We start from the raw sequence: 21,525 nt of genomic DNA, 5'->3' as shown, positions 1-21,525 counted from the left end.
TCGAAAAAGTTAATGAACGGCAGGAATGTGGTTGCGAAAACACGAAAATGATTATAAAATAACCGTTAAAAATGAGTTCCTACATGAAATAGCAGTGAAAATTCGTTTTATTATCCATTAACTTTGAAACGTAGCTTCAGATTTGATTTACCTGGTAACGGTGAGTGTATATCAACAATAATCATTTAATATTTATGTACAAGATTTTTGCGTTATTAGCTTGCTCCATCATATTGTTTTCCGGTTGTTCGGACGAAGAAACCCCAATTGTCTATACCCCACCCAACAATGAAATAAATGCATCTGACACCGGGAGCCAACCAAATACTATCCGTAGAAATGAAGCAACAATAGAGGGGTTGACCTACAACATTGATTCAATAACATACAAGGCATTGATCCTATATAACAAGGTTAATGTGAACAGTATATGTGCAGGTATCATAGTCGGCATCATTGAAAGAGACAAGAAGATCGCCTTTCAGTCTGAGATACAGACGCTGTATTGTTTCCAGGTCAGTAAGGAAGATATAGATTCCCTTAAACAATATGGCTTTAATGAGAGCGACATCAGCCATACTGACGCTACAAAACCTATTTACATTACCGGGGCGGCCCAATACTCAGCTAAAGGACTATGGGAAACGGTAAGATTAGGTAATGTTGACTACGAAAAGAAATATCCCAAATTGTATAGGGAAGCGTGTGCGATATTCCTGCGCAACAAGGCCCCCCGAATAACCAGCGTTACCGTTACAGACCAGGCTAGTAAATATGTAGACTACAGTGCAGAGTTTCAATATAACGATGACCAGAACGTATACATTTACTTTACGGTAAAAAATGTTAATCAAAAGATAGAAATTATGCTGAACAAAAGTGACAGCTAAGCAATGAATAGGAGGTTTTGTTTTTTGCCTTCTACTTATTAGACAACAACAAATTCACTTTATTGAAATCGGCAGACGCATTGATCACTTTGCGATAGGCTTCGTAATCTGTAACTTCATAATGTAGCTGACTGTAGAACTCTGTAATGGTTACCGTGAGCTTATTACCGTCTATAGCGTATGACGAATGAAAACCAGCAGTAGCAACCCCTTCGCTATTCTTAAAATCAGCATTGATGTTGATCGTCTCCGGGTTCAATACTTTATAACCAGCAGGAATAACCACGGTAATAGTCCGATTCAAAGAGTGCGGATAAGAGATATCCATTGGCAGCTTACGCTCTGTATTTTGATACAACTCTTCCTGCCGGCCTATAACATCACCTATCTTAAGAATATACTTCGGCCCTGCCTTTTCTACCAGCTGCGGCGTGTTAACAGTAGCGACTACCCGCATTGGCACACCTGTGGTATAGTTCTCAAATGCCTCATTGGCAAGTGAATAGGTCAATATGTTTTCGGGTTTACCATCTGCAATACCCACCACGCTCTGCACCAGCTCTTTTATCTTATCCTTAGGCAATAATACAGCTGCTTCCCGCAAGCCGAAAGCAGAATAGCCAGCGAACGAATAAACAATATCTGTCTTAGCTTCCATTTCATTATTGAAAGAAATCGTAGCGTCAATATTGCTTTTGCTATCTGCATAATTCATAGGCACTATGGGCCTTACATCTGCTATCGCATTAGAGATATCACCCAACTTCATCAACTTACAGAATAAACCCTTATTGGTGAGCATAGATGCAGGTACAAACGGATACCGATAGTAGGTGCCGGTGGGATATAGGAATTTCCCTTGTTTAGGGAAATAGAATACATAATTCTCCATCTGGTTCCAGTTCTCGAAATTATTATCGAACTGCGCTTGTGTACGGTCTGATGTTATACCTATTTCTGCAGTTACACCTGCCTGCAAAAAACATGCGGCAAATAGCCGGTTGATGCCGGTTTCGGTAGCCGATTTCTTATTGATGATATTGTCGATCCGCCATGAATTGGCATCGGCGATCTCTTTGTAAAGCGTAATATTATTCTTGATACCGTTCTCTATCTTTTTTATTTTATCCGCCTCAGGATCACTTTCGTTTACACCCAGTGTTTCCAGATATTTAGTAACCGCTTTTGTTTCCTTGTCAACTACCTGGTAAGTGGCATCATAAATTCGTTTCACCAGGTCTTGCCAGGTAAACATGCGCACGCCCATCTTCTCTTCGGGCAGGTAACTGATCTTATAGTCAACCCTCATTCTATTGGCATCATAAAAACTGTATACCTCGTTCTGAAGAGGTGGAATATGATTTTTATTAGCAATCACATATCTCGTGTCATCTGTTACAGAATCGTGGGTATCAGGGAACCCATTGTAGCCCCTGCCCTCATATACCAGCCGTTTGGGGCTGATCAGCATAAAGCCGGCATGCATTACGGGCATTGAGTATTGGTAGGTTTCTATGCCAAATAAGGCTACAGGTTTTCTGTACTCGTAAAGCAACTCTATTTCCGCATTCTTCTCCACCCCCTCCATAGCGAACACCAATTCTGACGACCCGTTATCATTCTTTGACGTCTTCATCTTGTCTTTCGTCACTTCAAATACTTTTCCATCGGGGAGGATAGTCCGCGCTTTAAGGGTAATGATCTCGATCCCTTCTACGGTAGGAAAATTCATTTTATTAAAGCTCTCTATACCCTTCTCGTCCAGCACCTTTACCAACCTGTGCAGCTTACGGTAGGTATACCCTTTCTTTTCAATTTCTTTATACTCCAGTTTTATGTCTTGATCTATGATAACAGCTTCAGCCTTTGCGAATGCGGAATCAATAGTATGCATTACCGGTTTAGCATCCCAGTCATCTGAAATTGAGGTCTGCGCATTTATATGGGTTGTAGCGGCTAATACACAGATAACGCCGGCGGCAATTTTTTTCATATGATTTATTCTAGTTGGCAGTAAGTACTATTGATTCTTTGTATTGTTTTTTCAATTCTTCAACCATTTTATTATTGGCTGAGAATTTATCTACAGGTAGTATAAGGGTTTTGAGCTCATAGTCTTTGGTAAGGATAACCTGACCCGGCACTAATTTATAAGAGAGCTTATAGTTCCACATATCGTCCAGCGAGTTAGTCGCATCGGGCGGTACATAGGTTGCGGTAAATCCTTTCGGTATATCCAACACTACCACCTCCTGCACCTTTGTTTTGAATTTGTAAGAAACACCTACATTCCTGTCTTTGGCATCTACATAGTCATCTTCAAAATTTCGGTTCAGGTTCATGTTGATGTAATACTCCTTACCTGCATTCTGCACGTAATTATCTATTGTAAACTCAAGGCCCAGGCTGGCTTCCTTTTCGTCCTTGTCGTTCTGATAGTATTTGTAACTCTTCTGCACGAACTTATTAGACCCGCGACTGGTTATTGCTCTCACATATTTATCTCTGTCTTCATTCTTATAATAGACCATTGTATTTTCAAGATTCCACGCCGGATACCCTTTGTACCCCATTCTCACAGAACCAGATACATTCTTGCCATCAAGATGAAGATAAGTACTGTCTGATACAGCGTTTACTGCGGCAGGTGTTTCCGGCACTTTGATGATCTTAAAAGTCTTTTCATCTATAGCTATCATAGCTTCCTTACCTTGTATGCCCGATGGATTGTACCCGAATGGGATCAGAGGATCAGTTCCATCCATAAACAACCATTGCTCGCCCAGTTTCAATGCACAGATCATGTGATTATCTACCAGCGGCAGTGGTGTCTCATCATAGGTATAAGGCTTATGTCTGGTGCCTATCCAGGTAAAGTAAGCCTTAAGGCCCACTTCCCGGCACATAGCGGTAAGGATGCTTGCCATGTCTTTGCAGTCACCAAATTTACGCTTACATATGTCTGCTGCCTGCCGGGGCACATACCCACCCAGGCTGTCTTCAAATGCTATGTAGTGCATGTTCCGCTGCACCCACTGGTATATGTGGGCTGCTTTCTCTCTATCAGTTTTGTCACCCTTAGTTACTTCCTGTGCTGTCTTGCTGAGAAGGTCATCTTTGGTTACGTTCACGTTTTTTATATAGTGATAGTAGTACGCATACAGCTGAGAAGGATCACTCAACATTTGCGTTGGTTGATCATCATGCGGCAACTGGTAGGAAGTTATAAAAGGTATTACATGAGGCATGTAATAACTGACAGATGGCAAATCACTGAGCTCTTTAAGTGCAGGAACATTTTCAGCTGTAAATCTATATATTATCGTATTCTTGCTCTCCTCGCGGGTTTGCTTTATCCAGTCAGTATGATCACCCTTCAGCACAAATTTGAACTGTACATATTTCGGTGCGGTTATCTCAAATACCTGTTTGACAGCGGGTATACTCTCCTGGAAATAGAACACAGGCAGCATATGAATATCGGTATGACTGATAGTGTAAGATGTTTTCAGCACTGAGTTTTTCGTTAACCCACTAAAGGAAATTTCGGTCTGTTTGGCATCGTCATAAAAAATATTCTCCTGTTCAGATGTTGTTGTCTTGTCCAGGTAATCTTTCTTTTTCTTATAGCCCTTATCTGTTGGTATCAGTGCCTCAGCATCAAATTGCTGCAGCTTATTGAAGTAGCTATGAAAGATATATTCTTTGTTATACAGCCCCGGAGACATTTCGCTGATCAACAGCTTTTCGTGCGTAATATCACTTACCGCCACCAGTTCGCCTCCTTCATTTTTAATAGTAAGGTGCTCTGTATTATTGGTAATGACAGCGTTCTCTGTTTTGTATTTTTCTATTATTGCCTCATAGCCTTCCTGTGCATTTGCGGTAATGGCAACTATGCTCAACATAGCAAGCAAAGAATATTTCAATAGTCTATTGGGCCTTCCTTTCTCTTTTATCATTCTGTTACCTTTATTAATTCTCCGTAGTGGTAGGTATATTTCGTTGTCTTGTGAGTAGAAGGGTCATTCACAATGGTCAGTCCATGCGGCGTGCCCAGGTAATAATTTCTGCTGATGACCAGTACACCATCCTTGTCGTAGATTTTCTCCGGCCCCATTTCTTCATTGTCCTTGTATTCCAGTTCATTTATCAACTTACCTTCAAAAGTATACCTGCTAAACCTACCATCAAGATTACCCAACTTGTAATTTCTCTCTTCAGATACGTTGCCATTGCTATAATAGATCTTACATGCACCATCAAATCTGTTCTGATCAAGCTTCATTTCTGCAGATTTTGCACCATTACTATATACAGCTTTAATATTCACGGTCCCGTTCTTCACCGGTATCATCGGCAGCAATTGGCCATCCTTACCTTCATGACTATACCCTACAACCGTTCCGCTTTCGTAATACAAAACACAGGCTATCCTGCCATTTTCGCCATAATAGAATGTCTCGCCGTCGCGGTCACCTTCTTTATAATTCCCCGATACATACAGTCTGCCACAAGCATAGCTGGTATGTTTACCATCCCAATCTCCTTTTGCAAAATCGGTTTCAGATGTCAATGACCCTATCTCATCATAATGCAAAAATTTCCCGGTTATGAATCCGTTCTTATAGGGTGCTACACTTTCCACCTTACCATCAGGATAGTAAACAGTGTTAGTACTATCTCTGTTACCGTTGCGATAATAGATTTTTTCCCTTGTATAACCATTCATGTATTTAATGGTCAGCGGGCCGGTTAGGTCACCGTATATCATCTGCCCCTCAGCTTCTGTAAACCGTTTGCCATTTTTATTTGGCAATGAGTACCTGCCGCCTCTCCCTATCGGGAACACCACACTATCTACGCGTTGGTGCAAACTATCAAATACTGCGGCGGCAGTAAGCATATTATAGTCGTACATATATTTATACTGTAGCTCACCGTTCTTGTTATATTCTTTTACATAGCCATTCCAGTAATCATTCATATAGTAGCGCTCGCTTTGTAGCTTGCCATTCACATAATAGTATTTCCAAAGGCCCTGCTTCTTGCCATCTTTATACCATCCTTCGTTTTGCGTTATGCCATTGTCGAAATAATACTTGTAATACCCCTCCAGCAGATCATCTTTATAATTCATTTCCGATTTTACTGTACCACTCTTATAGTATGTTGTTGCCTTTCCTTGCTTGTTCCCTTTACTGTAACTTATCACGCTACCCTTTGCTCCGGTCACAGCGTAAAAAATAGTTTCGCCCGCTATATACCCTTCTCTATCCAATTGATAATCGGCGTATTTGTTGCCGTTAGGGAAATAGGAAGTATACTCATAAATGCCTTTCCTTGCCGCCTTTTCGTAAACTACAACACCTTCAGCATTATAGTATTTTATGGAAGTTGGAATGTCATCATCATACTCAAATTCTGCGTACAGCTTGCCGTTTATACTATAGCGCTTATCTGTTCCATTCTTCTTACTTCTTTCATACGTGCAAACTTCATCAGGCTTTCCATTATCAAAAAACGTTTCGTACAGACCATCATACTTCCCACTACGAAAGGTGGCCTTCTTGCTTATTTTGCCATTTTCGTAATACACGATGTATGAACCTTCAGCCTTTCCGTTTTCGAATGCATATGACTCCTTTAGTTGTCCATTTTCATAATACTGCTTATACGGACCGCTATAGTTGCCATCTTTAAAATTTACTACTTTATCGGGTTTACCATTATCAAAGTAGAACGTGTACTCACCATCCTTTATTTTCTTGTTGCTAAAATAGGCGGTCACTTCTTTTGTTCCCGATTGAGTGAACGTGCTCTCCTCCGTTTCTTTTTCATTTAACTTTTTTACAAGTAAATTTCTCCAACCTTTATAATTATAACTTTCTTCCTGTAGTATCTTTCCCTTATCATCCATCACTGTAACCTTGCTGAGGTATCCATTAATGTAATATTCCTTAAGCGTATCTACTGTAGTGTTCTTCCTGTAGGTTATTTCCTTCATCAGGCTGCCCGATTTAAAATAGTACTTCCACAGCCCTTCCTTCTCACCATTGTCGTTATACTGACCAACCGCCAATAAAGTCTGGTCGTACCGGTAGACAGTCACCGGGCCTTTCATTGATGCATCTTTACCTTTCATCAATGTTTCGCCAACCAGCAATACCTCACTTTCAGGTGCATAGTGATAAAGTTCTCTGGCGTCTTTGCGCTTATTGAAATTCAATGCTCTGGTCGATTGTATCTTATTCAATACAGGGAAGACCTCCTTCTTTGCCTCCAATATGTCGTTTGCGCGTCGCTTGGCCAGTGCATCTATTGTCGACAGTTTAAAGTCTGAGAATACCAGTAACATAAACCCTTCAAACATATCATCTTTAAAGGCAGACGAAAAAATAGGCACATAATATTGCATGGCGAAACTTGTATCTCCGGCATCAAACTGCAGCTTCTCCATCATCGCTTGCGACTGCCGGAATATGTTATCATTCAGTGCTATCTTCAACTTATACGAGGACCCGATAGCCAGTTTGGCATTAATGATCTGGTCTATCTCGTCAAACGAAGGATTGTTGTATTTTTCCTTCCTACCCTTGTAGGCCTTTTGCACACTGTCGGTCTGCTCAGCAATAGCCGAAATAACAGAAATAGCCTGCCGCGCCCAGTCTGCATTTTTAGTTACCAGCAATGCGGTTTCGCACGCCATTATAGCCTCGGTGAGCCTGCCTTGCAATGTGTATGTGGTGCCCAGCATGTAATGCGACCTGAAATGATATGGATTAATGACCAAAGCCCGTTGAAAATAGTAAGCCGCCTTGTCATAATCCTTCATATTAAAATACACAACACCCTTTTCATAATAGGGTTGATGATCCTGCGGATACGTGACCATGAGTTGATCATAGATCATTATAGCACTGTCTCGCATTTTCAGGCGGTCGTAGCAACCGGCAAGCGTTATCATAGCATCTCGCCTATTGCCGTATCGCATGCCTACTGCCGTTGCCGCAAGGTTTTTGGCAGCTACAAATTGACTATCAGCGATCAGCGATAAAATAGTTTCATAAGTGGCCAATGCATAGTTGGTATCGCATTCATGCACCGTTCGGAATATGTCAATGGCTCTTTTATATTCTTCTTTGCCCAACATATCCACTCCCTTCAACAATACATCGTGAGAGTCTTCGAATCTGGTCTGGCTTTTTGCAGCGAAAGAAAATATGGAAAGAGCGGCAACAAAGAGTAATAGGATCCTACGCATAGTAACGTCACTCGGTTTTGTGGTTAGAATAACTGATTATCAAAGATAATGGATAAAATATGTGCTGCATATGTGTACTAAAATAAAAAATGATAGCCATTCACATAAAACATCACTCAAAACTTATCTTTACACCCCGATGAAATTTTTAGAAAAGGTTTTTACAATAATGGCCCTCATAGGCGTGCTCATAAAACTTGCCGGACTTACCGGCGGGTTGCCGCTTATTGCACTGTCATTAATATGCCTTTCTATACATTACCTGCTCTGTGGCTTCTTCCTTTTCAACGATATCCGTCTCCGCGATTGTTTTAAAAGAAGTAGCTACAAAGAGATCACAGCGTTAAAGATCATAGGCTCATTAGTATCGGCAGTAGTATTATCTGTATTGATCGCCGGCATTTTATATCGACTGCTGTATACCGATGGCAATATGATGATCCTGATCTTCACACTTGCCCTTAATGTTGTTTTCACGCTTTCCCTGGCATTTACAGTATCCATACGTCACATAGCCTTCTACAAAAACATCCTTATTCGCTCAGCCATATTATTAATAATCAGCGCATGTCTCACCATTGCCCCGTCAAAATATCTCGATCTGCAGAAGAAAAAGATAATTACTGAACAGGTGACTTGTATTGACAATAGCCTTAAAGCATAGCACTCCGCATCAACTCGGCCGGGTATCACAGTAGCAATTTTCACATTACATTAGTCTTTATTATTTAAAGGTATTATGCCTTTCTCAAAACTGAGTGCCATTTAAAATGCTGAATACCATTTATTTAATGATCAATACCCAGATTATCGCTTAATATAAACGATCCGTAATGGCTATTACCCTTTACAGTGGGATTACTGGAAATAAGCCAATAACTTTGCACCGTATTTATTGAAACTAACAAATGATCACAACTCCTTACATATTATATTCTGACGGGAAGGGAAATATTTTTGAAGACACTACTTTATATGTTGTTGGCCGGAGCGGATGGGATGCTGCACCAATACCTGATGAAGACTGGATAGAGCTGCCCGATGGCGGAACATTATACGAACTACCCGGAAGAAGAGGAATAGGTATCGACGTGAAAACGGGGGATATGCGCCTGTGCGAAAAAGGATGGGCAGTAGCTGCTTTCATTCCTCCTGCACATACCGGTTTGTATCTTGCCGCTTATGAAACAATGCCCGATGCACCTACTCTGCCATTGTTCTCTTACACGGCTGCAGGTTGGCTCAACAATAAGTTTTACGTTCCTGCTGTCCGCATTGAGCGCGACATACGCCAGGAGTGCAGCGGTTATGACGACCGCAAAATAAAGGAAGGCGTGGATCATTTTGTAAAAGCTTACCCGCACAACAGGTTGGTAAAACACCTGGCTGAAAAATGCACACTTACCTACAGCTGCCCGGCATCAAGGAACTTCTTTATGGGCAGATGGGAGTGCCCAATTCCTACTTCGCCTGCATGTAATGCCAACTGCATAGGTTGTATCTCTTTCCAGCCTGAAGATGAAACTATTGTTTCTACTCAGGATAGATTGACCTTCAAACCAACAGCAGAAGAAATAGCTGAATATACTGTACCACACCTTGAAACTGCTCCTTATCCAATCGTAAGCTTCGGCCAGGGTTGCGAAGGCGAGCCCCTGTTGATGTGGGAAACTATCAAGGATTCTATCATTGAGATCCGCAAGCATACTAAGAAAGGAAGTATCAACATCAACACCAACGGCAGCAAACCAGCAGCGGTAGAGCAATTGATGATAGCCGGACTGGACAGCATACGTGTAAGTATGAATTCAGCCCGTCCTGATATATACACCAAATACTATCAGCCAAACAACTACAAATTCGACGACCTGAAGGAAAGCCTGAAGATAGTACGCAAGTACGGTGGTTGGTCATCTATCAACTACTTCGTATTCCCAGGCATGACAGACAGCATTGCAGAGTATGAAGCGCTATGTGAGTTCATTCGCGAGACCGATATCAGCATGATACAGTGGCGTAACTTTAATATCGACCCCGACTGGTACCTCGGCAAGATGGGCGTTACAGACCCGGGCGAGAACATGGGCATGAAGCAAATGATAGAGCTGATACAGGAAGAATTCCCCAACCTTAAGTTCGGCTACTTCAACCCGCCAAAAGAGCGTATGTTGAACTTCGAGACTGATTTTGCACATTGATAATTTCAACACATCATTCAGAGTTGACAGCTTCTAAGAAAGTTGTCAACTCTTTTTTTGTAGCTTCCAAGAGACAATAATTGTAATACCACTTGTATGTCCCAGTAAGTACAATGGTGTCATTTCTTTAACTCGGCAAACACTGCTCTAGCGATTTTGCTTTCTTCTTTTTACCCAACCTGGCATCTTCTATAGCCATTTTTGTCGCGCTATTTGGCTTGTCTAGAATTTTCACAAAAGGGCAGGTTTCCAAGAAGGCAACTAACTTTTGTGCTTGCATGGTTGTTGTATCTATGCGTAAATATGTCATATTATTATATTGCAACGCAATATAATAATATCTTTACTCATCAGTCACGAGAATTAGCATAGCACTCACTTGACGACCAGTTTAACGTGCTTTTGATCCGAACTCTTAGAGATATCACCTCTCATCTCTCACCCACTCATTCTTCCTGGCTATAGTAAACATATCCTCAAAGAGTATCTGTATAGCTAGCGGTGCACAACCACCATAATCTGATATTCTTTTTGACCGGCCATCTCTGAATACGACTTCAATAGTATACGTAGGCATATCAGTTATCTGAATAGTATAGCTATCCCTTAGCTTGGTGACATTCACATAATTCAGGGTATTAAAGAGATCATCAGTCTCCACCGAATCGAGATACGCCCGCTTGAAACCTATCTGGGCATTGCCATTACCCTCATAAGATACAAAACCATTGGGGTTGATCTGCATTTCAAACGACGGACAAGCGCCATAACAAGCAGTTGCCTTAAATGAGACGTATTGAATATCAAAATGATCAGGTGATCTGTTGAGTTCCAGCATCTGCCCATATTTGTATACCAATGTATCAGGTTTGGCATCAGGAACGAAATCGCCTGCATATCTCTGCAAAACGAGCCATGTGCCCGAAGGTTTGTAAATAATATTTACAAGCTTCTTCATCTCATCCATACAGTATGTATCAATAAAATGAGGTACATACTTACCTTCCCCCTCATCAGTTATTGCGAACTTTCTTACTCCACAAACAATAAGGTCTGTAAGTCCATTCCCGTCCAGGTCGGCTTTGTAAAAGAGATCTTCAGTGTCTAACGACGGATCAAATTTATTTGGATCAAAGTCAGATGGTAGTGCTTTACATTCCAATAATATCCCGTTCCATCGGCTACTCAATCTGTCGGTGATAAACTTATTGACATCATGTCTGGTTTTAAGGGAGTCTATTTCATTGGCAAGGCTTGAAAAGGAGGTAAAACACAAAAATAAGCTTGTGATGAAGGCTAATAATCTATCATTCATAGGAGATTCTCAGTTTGTATACATTACTTTTTATACCTCACCACCCCATCATCACCTATTATAACTACCCCCTCATCCATCATACCTCTTACCAATTCTGTTATCTGGTGCTTATCTGGTGCGTCATACGTTTGCGTTAGCTGAGCAAGTGTCTTACTACCCGCCATCAGTGTCCTGAACAATTGCTCTTTTAGCTTACCTGCCCCTGTAGTTACCGCCCTTTCACCTTTACACACATCGCAATGCCCGCAATCCTTTGCATCGACCTCACCAAAATACTGCAATACAACCCGCTCCCGACACACTTCTTTATTGTATAGGAATGCCAGCATTTTCTCCGTCCTCAACTCATGTCGCTTGCGCAGTACATGTATCCGATTCAAGTCTATTAACAAATGTGCACTGTCTACTCGGGTATGATGAAAAAACAGCTGTGGTCCATCGCCGGCTTTATTATATTCTATCAATCCCATCCTGTGCATCTGGCCCAGCATATGCACTACTTCATCGTACTGTAGCCGCAGCTGCCTGGCTATTGCAAACTCACGGATGTGCGTTGGGAAATGAAAAATAGTATTATACATCCGTAGCAATCCCACAGCTATGTATTGCATCTTAGGGTGAGATGTGGCCATATTATCCAGCACATGCCTGTCTGTTATAAAATGCACGGTCGATGGTGAATGTACCGCCTCCGTCATTGCCCACAACCCTTCCCGTTCCAGCAGCTTCATGGCGTATATCACCTGCGTTAGCTGTAATGAAAACTTGTCGCAGAAGTCAGAAATATCAAAAGAGTAATATTTATGAGGCTCACAGCCTATTGGTATCTGCAGGTATTCTGCCACACCCTGGTATACCTTCTTCATAAACGACTCGGGCGGAAACTGCAATGCAGTACTCTCACTAAGTCTTTTTATATCTACACTGTTATATAGTGTCAATGCAAACGATTTTTTACCATCCCTGCCTGCCCTACCCGCTTCCTGGTACCATGCTTCCAAATGCTCCGGCGCATCATAGTGCAGCACCGTCCTCACATCTGGCTTATCTATACCCATCCCAAATGCAGTGGTCGCTACAATTACGGGGGCCTTATCTGCCATCCACTCTTCCTGCGCCTTATCTCTGTCGGGCTTGGTCATACCAGCATGATATACAGCGGTATTGATACCATGTTGCTGCAAGTGCCTGCCCGTCGCTTCTGTTTGCTTACGGCTGCGGCAGTATACAATACTACAATCCTTGATCTCATCTTCAGTATCCCTATTCTTATTTTCAGAATACCTTACTTCATAAAATATATTTTGGCGGGCAAAGCTCTGCTTAAAATAATTGGGCTTTTTTAGTTTTAGTTGCAGGGCTATGTCCTGTTGTATCTCTTCAGTTGCGGTGGCGGTGAGTGCCAGCACAGGCGTTCGTTTATAAATACTCCTTAACTCAGCTATCTTCAAGTAGTCAGGCCTGAAGTCATGGCCCCATTGCGATACACAATGTGCCTCATCCACTGCTATCAGGCTCACATCCAGCTTATACATGTAATCCTGAAACAGGTCGGTTTGCAGGCGCTCGGGCGATACATAAAGCAGCTTGTAATCCCCGCTTATGGCATTTTCCAATGTCTGCCTTACCTCATTATAATACATGCCTGAGTGTATACTGGCGGCTGGTATGTCCAATTGCTGTAGTCTGTTCACCTGGTCCTGCATCAGGGCTATTAAGGGAGAAATGACCAGACAACAACCATCCAGCATCAGCGCCGGCACCTGGTAACATACAGATTTCCCCCCGCCGGTAGGCAGCAAGGCAAATGTGTCATTATCTGTCAACACAGAATCAATAATATCCTTTTGCAACGGCCTGAAACCATCATACCCCCAATACTTTTTTAATATTTCTTCCGCTGATGGCAATTTTCTGTTGTGATTTTGATTGAACGACTGTAGAATGCGAATATAAAGATGATATACGAACTAATACCCTCTTACCAGTTCCGGCAAACTACCAACCATAAATAATAAACCAAAACCAAACTTTTACTACCTTTGCGCCAGTAAAAAAACGAACACTTAAATACTTTCTTATATGGCATACGATATAATCGTAATAGGCAGCGGACCAGGCGGATATGTAGCCGCTATTCGTGCATCACAATTGGGTTTCAAAACTGCAGTAGTAGAAAAAGAAAGCCTTGGCGGTATTTGCCTCAACTGGGGTTGCATTCCTACTAAGGCCCTCCTTAAGAGTGCAAGCGTTATAGAAAGCTTCAACCATGCTGCCGATTACGGTATTCAGGCGTCTGACTTTAAGGTAGATTTCCCTGCAGTGGTTAAGCGTAGCCGTGGTGTTGCCGACAAAATGAGCAAGGGTGTTCAGTTCCTCATGAAGAAGAACAAGATCGATGTGATCATGGGTATGGGCAAGCTGAATGCCAAGAAAGAAGTAGAAGTAACAGGTGCAGATGGTAAAATGACCGTTTATCAGGCTAAACATACCATCCTGGCTACAGGTGCACGCAGCCGTCAGTTGCCTAACCTGCCTATAGACGGCAAAAAGGTAATAGGCTACCGCGAAGCAATGGTACTGCCAGAAACACCAAAGACAATGATAGTTGTAGGTTCCGGCGCTATAGGCGTTGAGTTCGCTTACTTCTACAATGCTATGGGCTGCAAGGTTACAATCGTTGAGTTCATGCCACGTATCGTTCCGGTTGAAGATGAAGATATCTCTAAGGAACTGGAAAAGAGCCTGAAGAAAAAAGGTATCACTATCATGACCAACTCTTCTGTTGAAAAGGTAGATACTGCAGGCGCAGGCGTAAAAGCAACAGTAAAGACTGCTGACGGAGAAGTAACACTGGAAGCAGACATCGTATTGAGTGCTGCAGGTATCGTTGCCAACATCGAGAACATTGGTCTGGATATAGCAGGTGTAGCTACAGATAAGGGCAAAGTAACTGTTGACAAATTCTACAAAACAAGCGCTGCAGGTATCTATGCTATCGGCGATATCACCCCTGGCCAGGCTTTGGCACACGTAGCATCTAAGGGCGCTATCATTTGTGTGGAAGCTATCGCATTTGGCGAAGGAAAGTACAAGCACATGCCTGAGCCATTGGATTATGGCAATGTACCGGGCTGTACTTATTGCTCACCTGAAGTAGCAAGCGTTGGTATGACTGAAAAGCAGGCAAAAGACGCAGGTTACGAGATCAAGGTGGGTAAATTCCCATTCTCAGCGTCTGGTAAAGCAAGTGCATCAGGCGCTACTGAAGGTTTCGTAAAGGTAATCTTCGATGCTAAATACGGCGAGTGGTTGGGCACACACATGATCGGTTCTAACGTTACAGAAATGATCATTGAAACAGTTGTAGCCCGCAAACTGGAAACTACATGGCACGAAGTGCTGGATAGCATCCACCCGCACCCCACAATGAGCGAAAGCGTGAAAGACGCCATAGAAGTAGCTTTGGGCGAAGCAATACATTTGTAATAGATAGTATTTTGCACACGGGATAATCGTCCCTTTCATAACTCAAATATTAATAGAAAAAGCTGCCTGTTCGGTGGCTTTTTCTATTAATATCCCTGTTTATCCACCTGCTAGTAAACTTCAGTACCTTTGCCACAATGCAAAACATAAAATATGCGGTTAGCGACATTCTGTCTAACCTGAAGATAGATGCCCTTAACGATATGCAACTGGCTTCAATAGAAGCAAACAAGTCAAATAATGATGTAATACTGCTCTCTGCTACTGGCTCAGGCAAAACACTTGGGTTTCTGTTGCCAATTTTAGAACAGGTCGACGAAGCAAATAAATTAACACAGGCCCTTATCATTGTACCATCTCGTGAACTGGCTATCCAAATAGAACATGTCTTTAAGCAAATGGGGACAGGGTTGAAGATAACCTGCTGCTACGGTGGACACCTTAGAGAAACTGAAGAGAACAATCTCATACAACCACCTGCTGTAATAGTTGGTACACCAGGCAGACTTGCAGACCACATTCGCCGAGGCAACATTACTGTCGATGCCATAAAAATGTTGGTTCTGGATGAGTTCGACAAATCACTTGAACTCGGTTTCCAGGCAGAAATGTCTTTTATAGTAGAGTCACTGAAGAACCTTAAAAAACATATGCTCACCTCCGCTACCGAAGCAGTAGAGGTGCCGGATTTTGTAAGAATGAAGGGCGAGATAAAACTCAATTTCCTTACCGGTGAAGAAGTGGCTGAAGAAAGGCTGACGACTAAAACGGTAATGTCTGACGGTCGTGACAAACTGGAAACATTGTTCCGCTTGATATGTATGATAGGTAACCGCTCAACTATTATCTTCTGCAATCACCGCGAATCTGTAGAGCGCACCAGCGAGTTTTTGGCAGAAAAAGGTATCATCAATGAGTTTTACCACGGCGCTATGGAGCAACAGGAAAGAGATAGCGCACTCTGCAAATTCAGAAATGGCACATGCAATGTATTGGTGACAACCGATCTCGCATCGCGCGGACTGGACATACCTAACATTAGAAATATCATACACTATCACCTGCCGCATACCGAAGATATCTATACCCACAGAAATGGACGTACGGCCAGAATGGACGCTACCGGCACTACCATCATTATACTATCTCCCGACGAAACCTTGCCGGAATATGTAAACGAAGAGGTAGAACAAATTACCCTGCCCGAACATGCCGAGCTACCTGAAAAACCTAAGTGGACTACCCTATTCATAGCTGCAGGTAAAAAGGATAAGGTAAACAAGGTAGATATAGTAGGTTTCCTTGGTCAGAAAGGCGAACTGAAGAAGGAAGACATTGGACTGATAGAAGTGAAGGACTTCTTCTCTTTTGTAGCTGTAAGGAAAACCAAAGCCGCTGATGCATTAAGCCTGGTGAAACATGAAAAGATCAAAGGCAAAAAAGTGCGTATTGATATCGCAAAATAATTGCCGTTTAAAGTAAAACTTAAGTGAATATCTTAGGTCTGCCTGTCCCTCTTGTAGTGGGACAGGCAGAATAATTTTAACATACATATTAACCTCATTCACCCACTCCCCCATTAGGTCATTGCCCCATTATCATTTACCTTTGCCACCTGTAAAATGGAATTTGAATTACAAGCGCAGGATAGCGCATCATCGGCCCGTGCGGGCAAAATGACTACCGCCCATGGCGAGATAGAGACACCTATATTTATGCCGGTAGGCACCGTGGGCAGCGTAAAGGCGGTTACACACGAGCAGCTAATAAAGGAAGTAAAGGCCGAGATCATCCTCGGAAATACTTATCACCTATACCTGCGCCCCGGCACCGAAGTGCTTAAAGCGGCTGGCGGACTGCACAAATTTGCCGGCTGGCCCCGCCCCATCCTTACCGATAGTGGTGGTTACCAGGTTTTTTCACTGGCAGCCAACCGTAAAATAAAGGAAGAAGGAGTAGTATTTCAGTCGCATATAGACGGTTCACGCCACCTGTTCACGCCGGAGAACGTTGTAGATACACAGCGTGCTATAGGTGCTGACATCATTATGGCTTTTGATGAATGCCCTCCCTACCCTTCGGAATATACTTATGCCAAAAACTCGATGGAGCTTACCCACAGGTGGCTGGCACGTTGCGTAAAGCATATGTCTGATACCGAGCCTTTGTATGGCTATGACCAGGCACTCTTCCCTATCGTTCAGGGCAGTACGTACAGAGACCTGAGAAAAATATCAGCTGAATTTATCGCATCAATGGGTGCCGATGGTAATGCTATCGGCGGTCTTTCAGTAGGCGAACCTGAAGAAATGATGTACGAATTGTGTGCACTTACCTGCGAATACCTGCCGCAAGATAAACCCCGCTACCTGATGGGCGTGGGCACTCCATGGAATATCCTCGAGAATATTTCTTTGGGTGTGGATATGTTCGACTGTGTAATGCCAACTCGTAATGGCCGTAATGGCATGTTGTTCACATCAAAGGGTGTGGTCAATATCCGCAACAAAAAGTGGGCTACCGATTTCAGCGTCATAGACGATGGTATCGACTGCTACACAAGCAACTACTATAGCAAGGGATACCTGCGTCACCTGTTCATAGCAGGCGAGATACTGGCTATGCAGATTGCTAGTATACACAACCTCGCTTTCTACCTGCATCTGGTTAAGCAAGCCCGCGAGCACATCATTGCCGGTGACTTTACCTCGTGGAAAAACGAAATGATACCTTTACTAAAAACGAGACTTTAATAAAATTGCGTTACATCTCCCTCTCCTTTGGAGAGGGCCGGGGTGAGGCTCAATAAACAATATGATCAAAAAACTGGATTGGTACATAATACAGAAGTTCTTAACGACCTTCTTTTTTGCCATCATGATATTGGTGGTGATCTCCTGTGTTATCGACTATTCAGAAAAGGTGGACAATATTGTGCAGAAAAAAGCCCCCTTTATGGTGGTGCTGAACTACTATAAGAATTTCATTCCGCACATCACTGCCCTGCTTTTTCACCTGTTCATATTTATAGCCACCATCTTCTTTACATCTAAGATGGCCTATAAGTCAGAGATCATTGCTATCCTGTCTTCAGGCGTTTCTTTTCAACGGTTCCTCAGGCCATACCTTATAGGTGCCAGTTTCCTGTGCGCCATCTCATTGGCAGCCAATCACTGGATCATTCCTTTGGCCAATAAGCAGCGGGTAGCTTTTGAAGACAAGTACATCAACGATGGCAACTATGCCATACCGGGCGAGAATGTGCACCTCGCCTATGCCAAAGACGCTTACGTATATATCAAAAACTTCAACTTCACCAGTGGCAAAGGCAATGGTTTTACTGCCGAAAAAATGAAGGGCACATTACTGCTGGAGAAAATGATGGCAGATGATGTGTCTTACGATAGCATTAAACAAACCTGGCATCTGCATAATATCATCGTGCGCAGAAACGACACCTTGCATGAAACGGTTACCAAACTGGATGATATCTATATCAACTACCCTTTCAAACCTACCGACCTCAACCGAAACGAGGCATTGAAAGAAGCACTCACAACGCCTGAACTGATAGAATACATTAAAACCGAATCATTGAGAGGAAGAGAAAACCTCAATATGTTTTACGTTGAGAAAGACCGCAGAACTTCCCAGCCGTTTGCCGGACTGATCCTAACTGTTATAGGCGCATGTATAGCCAGCAGGAAGATTCGCGGTGGTAGTGGCTTTCATCTGGCCTTAGGCATCTCCATCAGTGCCATCTATGTTATGTTCATGCAGCTATCTACTACATTCTCTACCAAAGCATCTTTAGATCCGCTCATATCGGTTTGGATCCCCAACTTCATTTTCGCCATCATTGCATACTACTTATATAGGCGACAGGTAAAGTAAATAGAACCATTCTATAATAAATACCCCTATTGAGATATATGATATCGATCAGCATTTTGTTTAACTTTTATTTTTTATTTTTACACAAAATGCCGCTCACGGTATTATTATAATGGAGAACAGGGGCGAAATAAGAGCATATGACGTTGTGATCATAGGGGCAGGACCTGGAGGTGCAAGTTGCGCCCTCGCTCTTAAAGACTCTGGACTCAAAGTAGCCATTATAGATAAAAGTGACTTCCCCCGAGACAAGGTGTGTGGTGAGTTGATGCACAAGAAGACAGTAGAAACATTCAACTCCATCATTCCCGGCTTCAAAGAAGAGTTTACCAAATTCCCAAAAACCCTTGTATTAAAGCATACCAAAATGCACTATAAGGGCAAGGTAGTTACGTATAACTGGGAAGGAGAATCTTACACGTGCCCGCGTATACACTTCGATAATTATCTGCTCAACAAGGTAAAAGAAGCAGGCAATATTGATGTATTCACCAACACTACCCCCGAAAAGTTTATTACCGACGAACAGGGAGTAACCATAACATTAAAGAGTGCAGATCATACTTTCAGGACGAAAATACTCATAGGTGCCGATGGTGTTAACTCGGCAGTAGCTAAGCAGTTAGCGCACAAGGTCATCAATAAAGAACATTACCTCGGCGCCGTAAGAACTTATTTCTCCGGCATAACCGACCTTAGAAGTAACACTTCAGAGATCTATTTCAATTCCAAATATCACCTCAACTGCATGTGGGTATTCCCGGTTGAGGGTGGAAAGGCCAATGTTGGTTTCGGTCTCTTATCCAGCGATATTTCAAAAAAGAAGATCAACCTCAAAGAGTCATTTTATCAATATTTCAAAATTGATAAGGACCTTGGCGAGAAATTCCAAAATGCAAAACAGGAAGGTCCGCTTGAAGGATTTGGTGTAGCTATAGGCTCGGTTATGGGCACCGTATCCGGTGACAGGTTTTTGCTGATCGGAGATGCAGCATCGCTTACCAACCCTATCTCTGGTACAGGCATGGGTAATGCGGTGGTGAGTGGCAAGCTGGCGGCAGATCAGGTAAAAGAGTGTTTCAAGCAACAAAATTTCAGTGCCACTTTCATGCAATCATATAATGCACTACTTGATAAGCAGATATACAAAGACCTGGTTGCCAGCTATAAAGCAACAAGGTTTTTGGCTGGCATCCCATTCATACTCGACATACTTTTTTGGTTGGCCCAGTACAAATGGATAAAGAAAAAAATACAAAGTTTAGTATAATTGTATAATAAATAACTGAAAATACCTCATGACTGAAAGCGCAGATGTAAAGCAATATGATGTACTGATTATTGGTGCCGGCCCCAGTGGTACCAGCTGTGCATTGGCATTACATCAGGCAGGGCTTAAGGTGGCTATCATCGATAAAAGTGAATTCCCGAGAGATAAGGTATGCGGTGAACTGTTGCACAAAAAGGCAGTTGAAACATTGAACGCCATTCTACCCGGCTTCGAAAAAGACTTTATCAACTTTTCCAAGACACTGGTCTTAAAGCATACTACTGTACATTATAAGGGTAAATCACTCACCTTCGATTGGGTAAGTGAATCATATACATGTCCAAGGTTAGAGTTCGACAACTACCTACTCAACACCGTCAGAAAGTATACAAGTACTGATATTTTCACTGCAACTGTCCCCGACAAAATAACGGTGACTGATGACGGTGTAACACTCACTATCAAGAATTCTCCGGTAATATATTCAGCAAAAATTATCATAGGCGCCGATGGCGCTCACTCTACAGTTGCCAAGCAATTGACTGAAAAAACACTGGATAGGGCTCATTATCTTGGGGCTGTAAGAGCTTATTACAAAAATGTAAAAAATACAGATAATGTAACAAGTGAAGTCTTCTTTAGTTCCAAATACAACCTAAATTACCTGTGGGTATTCCCTATAGAAGGCAACCTGTCTAATGTAGGCTTTGGCTTACTTTCCAGCAATATTTCTGAGAATAAGATCAATCTTAAAGAGTCATTTTACGACTACTTCAAGCAAAGCCCTGAGCTTGCAGAGAAGTTCGCAGACGCAGAACAAGTGTCCACACTCGAAGGCTTTGGTGTCCCACTTGGATCGACCATAGGCACAGTATCTGGCAAGCGTTTTATGCTAATAGGTGATGCAGCGTCACTCTCTAACCCATTATCAGGTACAGGCATGGGCAATGCCGTAATGAGCGGCAAAATAGCTGCAGATCAGTTGATCCGCTCATTTAAGGCCAACGACTTCAGCGCTGAGTTTATGAAAGGCTACGACAATGTGCTGCAATCATCTATTGTAGACGGGCTATATAGCAGCTACAAGGCTCAACGCACACTTTCCAAGCTTCCCTTCTTACTCGACATTGTCTTCTTCATCGGAAAGAACAAACGAATAAGAAAGTATATACAGAGTATTGTTTAGCATTTCCGTTTCTTTA

14 protein-coding genes are annotated in these 21,525 nt (G+C 42.5%); 9 read left to right on the top strand and 5 right to left on the bottom strand.

Translation table 11 applies throughout. The annotated features are described in order from the left end of the window. Positions 1-194 precede the first annotated feature (194 nt). Positions 195-890, top strand: a complete 696-nt coding sequence (locus CJD36_RS02680) for a hypothetical protein (protein WP_133162463.1) — start codon at positions 195-197, stop codon at positions 888-890. 31 nt (positions 891-921) lie between these two features. Here the strand turns inward: CJD36_RS02680 and CJD36_RS02675 are convergent, their stop codons facing one another. The 3 genes from CJD36_RS02675 to CJD36_RS02665 are packed head-to-tail and all read right to left on the bottom strand — an operon-like array spanning position 922 to position 8,154. Beyond that, positions 922-2,883: a DUF3857 domain-containing protein gene (locus tag CJD36_RS02675; protein WP_105037551.1), complete on the bottom strand. Its 1,962-nt coding sequence runs from the start codon at positions 2,881-2,883 to the stop codon at positions 922-924. 10 nt (positions 2,884-2,893) lie between these two features. Continuing rightward, positions 2,894-4,852: a transglutaminase domain-containing protein gene (locus tag CJD36_RS02670; protein ID WP_105037550.1), complete on the bottom strand. Its 1,959-nt coding sequence runs from the start codon at positions 4,850-4,852 to the stop codon at positions 2,894-2,896. Beyond that, positions 4,849-8,154 carry a tetratricopeptide repeat protein gene (locus tag CJD36_RS02665; RefSeq protein ID WP_105037549.1) on the bottom strand — a complete coding sequence of 1,102 codons (3,306 nt, stop codon included), beginning with the start codon at positions 8,152-8,154 and terminating at the stop codon, positions 4,849-4,851. Before CJD36_RS02665 ends, CJD36_RS02670 begins: the two co-directional genes overlap by 4 nt. A gap of 139 nt (positions 8,155-8,293) precedes the next feature. On the opposite strand from CJD36_RS02665, the gene CJD36_RS02660 reads away from it, so the two are divergent. Both CJD36_RS02660 and CJD36_RS02655 read left to right on the top strand, forming a co-directional pair. Further along, positions 8,294-8,818: a hypothetical protein gene (locus tag CJD36_RS02660; protein WP_105037548.1), complete on the top strand. Its 525-nt coding sequence runs from the start codon at positions 8,294-8,296 to the stop codon at positions 8,816-8,818. A gap of 244 nt (positions 8,819-9,062) precedes the next feature. Beyond that, complete coding sequence (locus CJD36_RS02655; protein WP_105037547.1) at positions 9,063-10,352, top strand: radical SAM protein; 1,290 nt, start codon at positions 9,063-9,065, stop codon at positions 10,350-10,352. Positions 10,353-10,776: 424 nt separating this feature from the next. Here CJD36_RS02655 and CJD36_RS02650 read toward each other — a convergent pair whose 3' ends face one another. Then, positions 10,777-11,667 (bottom strand): DUF6438 domain-containing protein, encoded by an 891-nt coding sequence (locus CJD36_RS02650; RefSeq protein WP_133162462.1) that lies wholly within the window; start codon positions 11,665-11,667, stop codon positions 10,777-10,779. Positions 11,668-11,690: 23 nt separating this feature from the next. Then, the gene (locus CJD36_RS02645) at positions 11,691-13,580 is read right to left on the bottom strand and encodes a RecQ family ATP-dependent DNA helicase (RefSeq protein WP_105037545.1); all 1,890 of its coding nucleotides are present in this window, start codon (positions 13,578-13,580) and stop codon (positions 11,691-11,693) included. Positions 13,581-13,752: 172 nt separating this feature from the next. Here CJD36_RS02645 and lpdA point away from each other — a divergent pair, with 172 nt between their 5' ends. The 6 genes from lpdA to CJD36_RS02615 all read left to right on the top strand — a co-directional run bounded on the left by lpdA (position 13,753) and on the right by CJD36_RS02615 (position 21,509). Then, positions 13,753-15,159: a dihydrolipoyl dehydrogenase gene (gene lpdA / locus CJD36_RS02640; protein WP_105037544.1), complete on the top strand. Its 1,407-nt coding sequence runs from the start codon at positions 13,753-13,755 to the stop codon at positions 15,157-15,159. Positions 15,160-15,296: 137 nt separating this feature from the next. Then, complete coding sequence (locus tag CJD36_RS02635; protein ID WP_105037543.1) at positions 15,297-16,625, top strand: DEAD/DEAH box helicase; 1,329 nt, start codon at positions 15,297-15,299, stop codon at positions 16,623-16,625. Between the two features lie 156 nt (positions 16,626-16,781). Further along, positions 16,782-17,912 (top strand): tRNA guanosine(34) transglycosylase Tgt, encoded by a 1,131-nt coding sequence (gene tgt, locus CJD36_RS02630; RefSeq protein WP_105037542.1) that lies wholly within the window; start codon positions 16,782-16,784, stop codon positions 17,910-17,912. A gap of 61 nt (positions 17,913-17,973) precedes the next feature. Beyond that, positions 17,974-19,053: an LptF/LptG family permease gene (locus tag CJD36_RS02625; protein WP_105037541.1), complete on the top strand. Its 1,080-nt coding sequence runs from the start codon at positions 17,974-17,976 to the stop codon at positions 19,051-19,053. Between the two features lie 112 nt (positions 19,054-19,165). Continuing rightward, positions 19,166-20,323, top strand: coding sequence for an NAD(P)/FAD-dependent oxidoreductase (locus tag CJD36_RS02620; protein WP_105037540.1), 1,158 nt, complete (start codon positions 19,166-19,168; stop codon positions 20,321-20,323). 28 nt (positions 20,324-20,351) lie between these two features. After that, complete coding sequence (locus tag CJD36_RS02615; protein WP_105037539.1) at positions 20,352-21,509, top strand: NAD(P)/FAD-dependent oxidoreductase; 1,158 nt, start codon at positions 20,352-20,354, stop codon at positions 21,507-21,509. Positions 21,510-21,525: the final 16 nt, after the last annotated feature.

The organism is Flavipsychrobacter stenotrophus, assembly GCF_002954265.1.
GTDB lineage: Bacteria > Bacteroidota > Bacteroidia > Chitinophagales > Chitinophagaceae > Flavipsychrobacter > Flavipsychrobacter stenotrophus.
The sequence above is the reverse complement of the archived record's forward strand: the minus strand, read 5'-3'. Positions and strand labels throughout refer to the sequence as shown.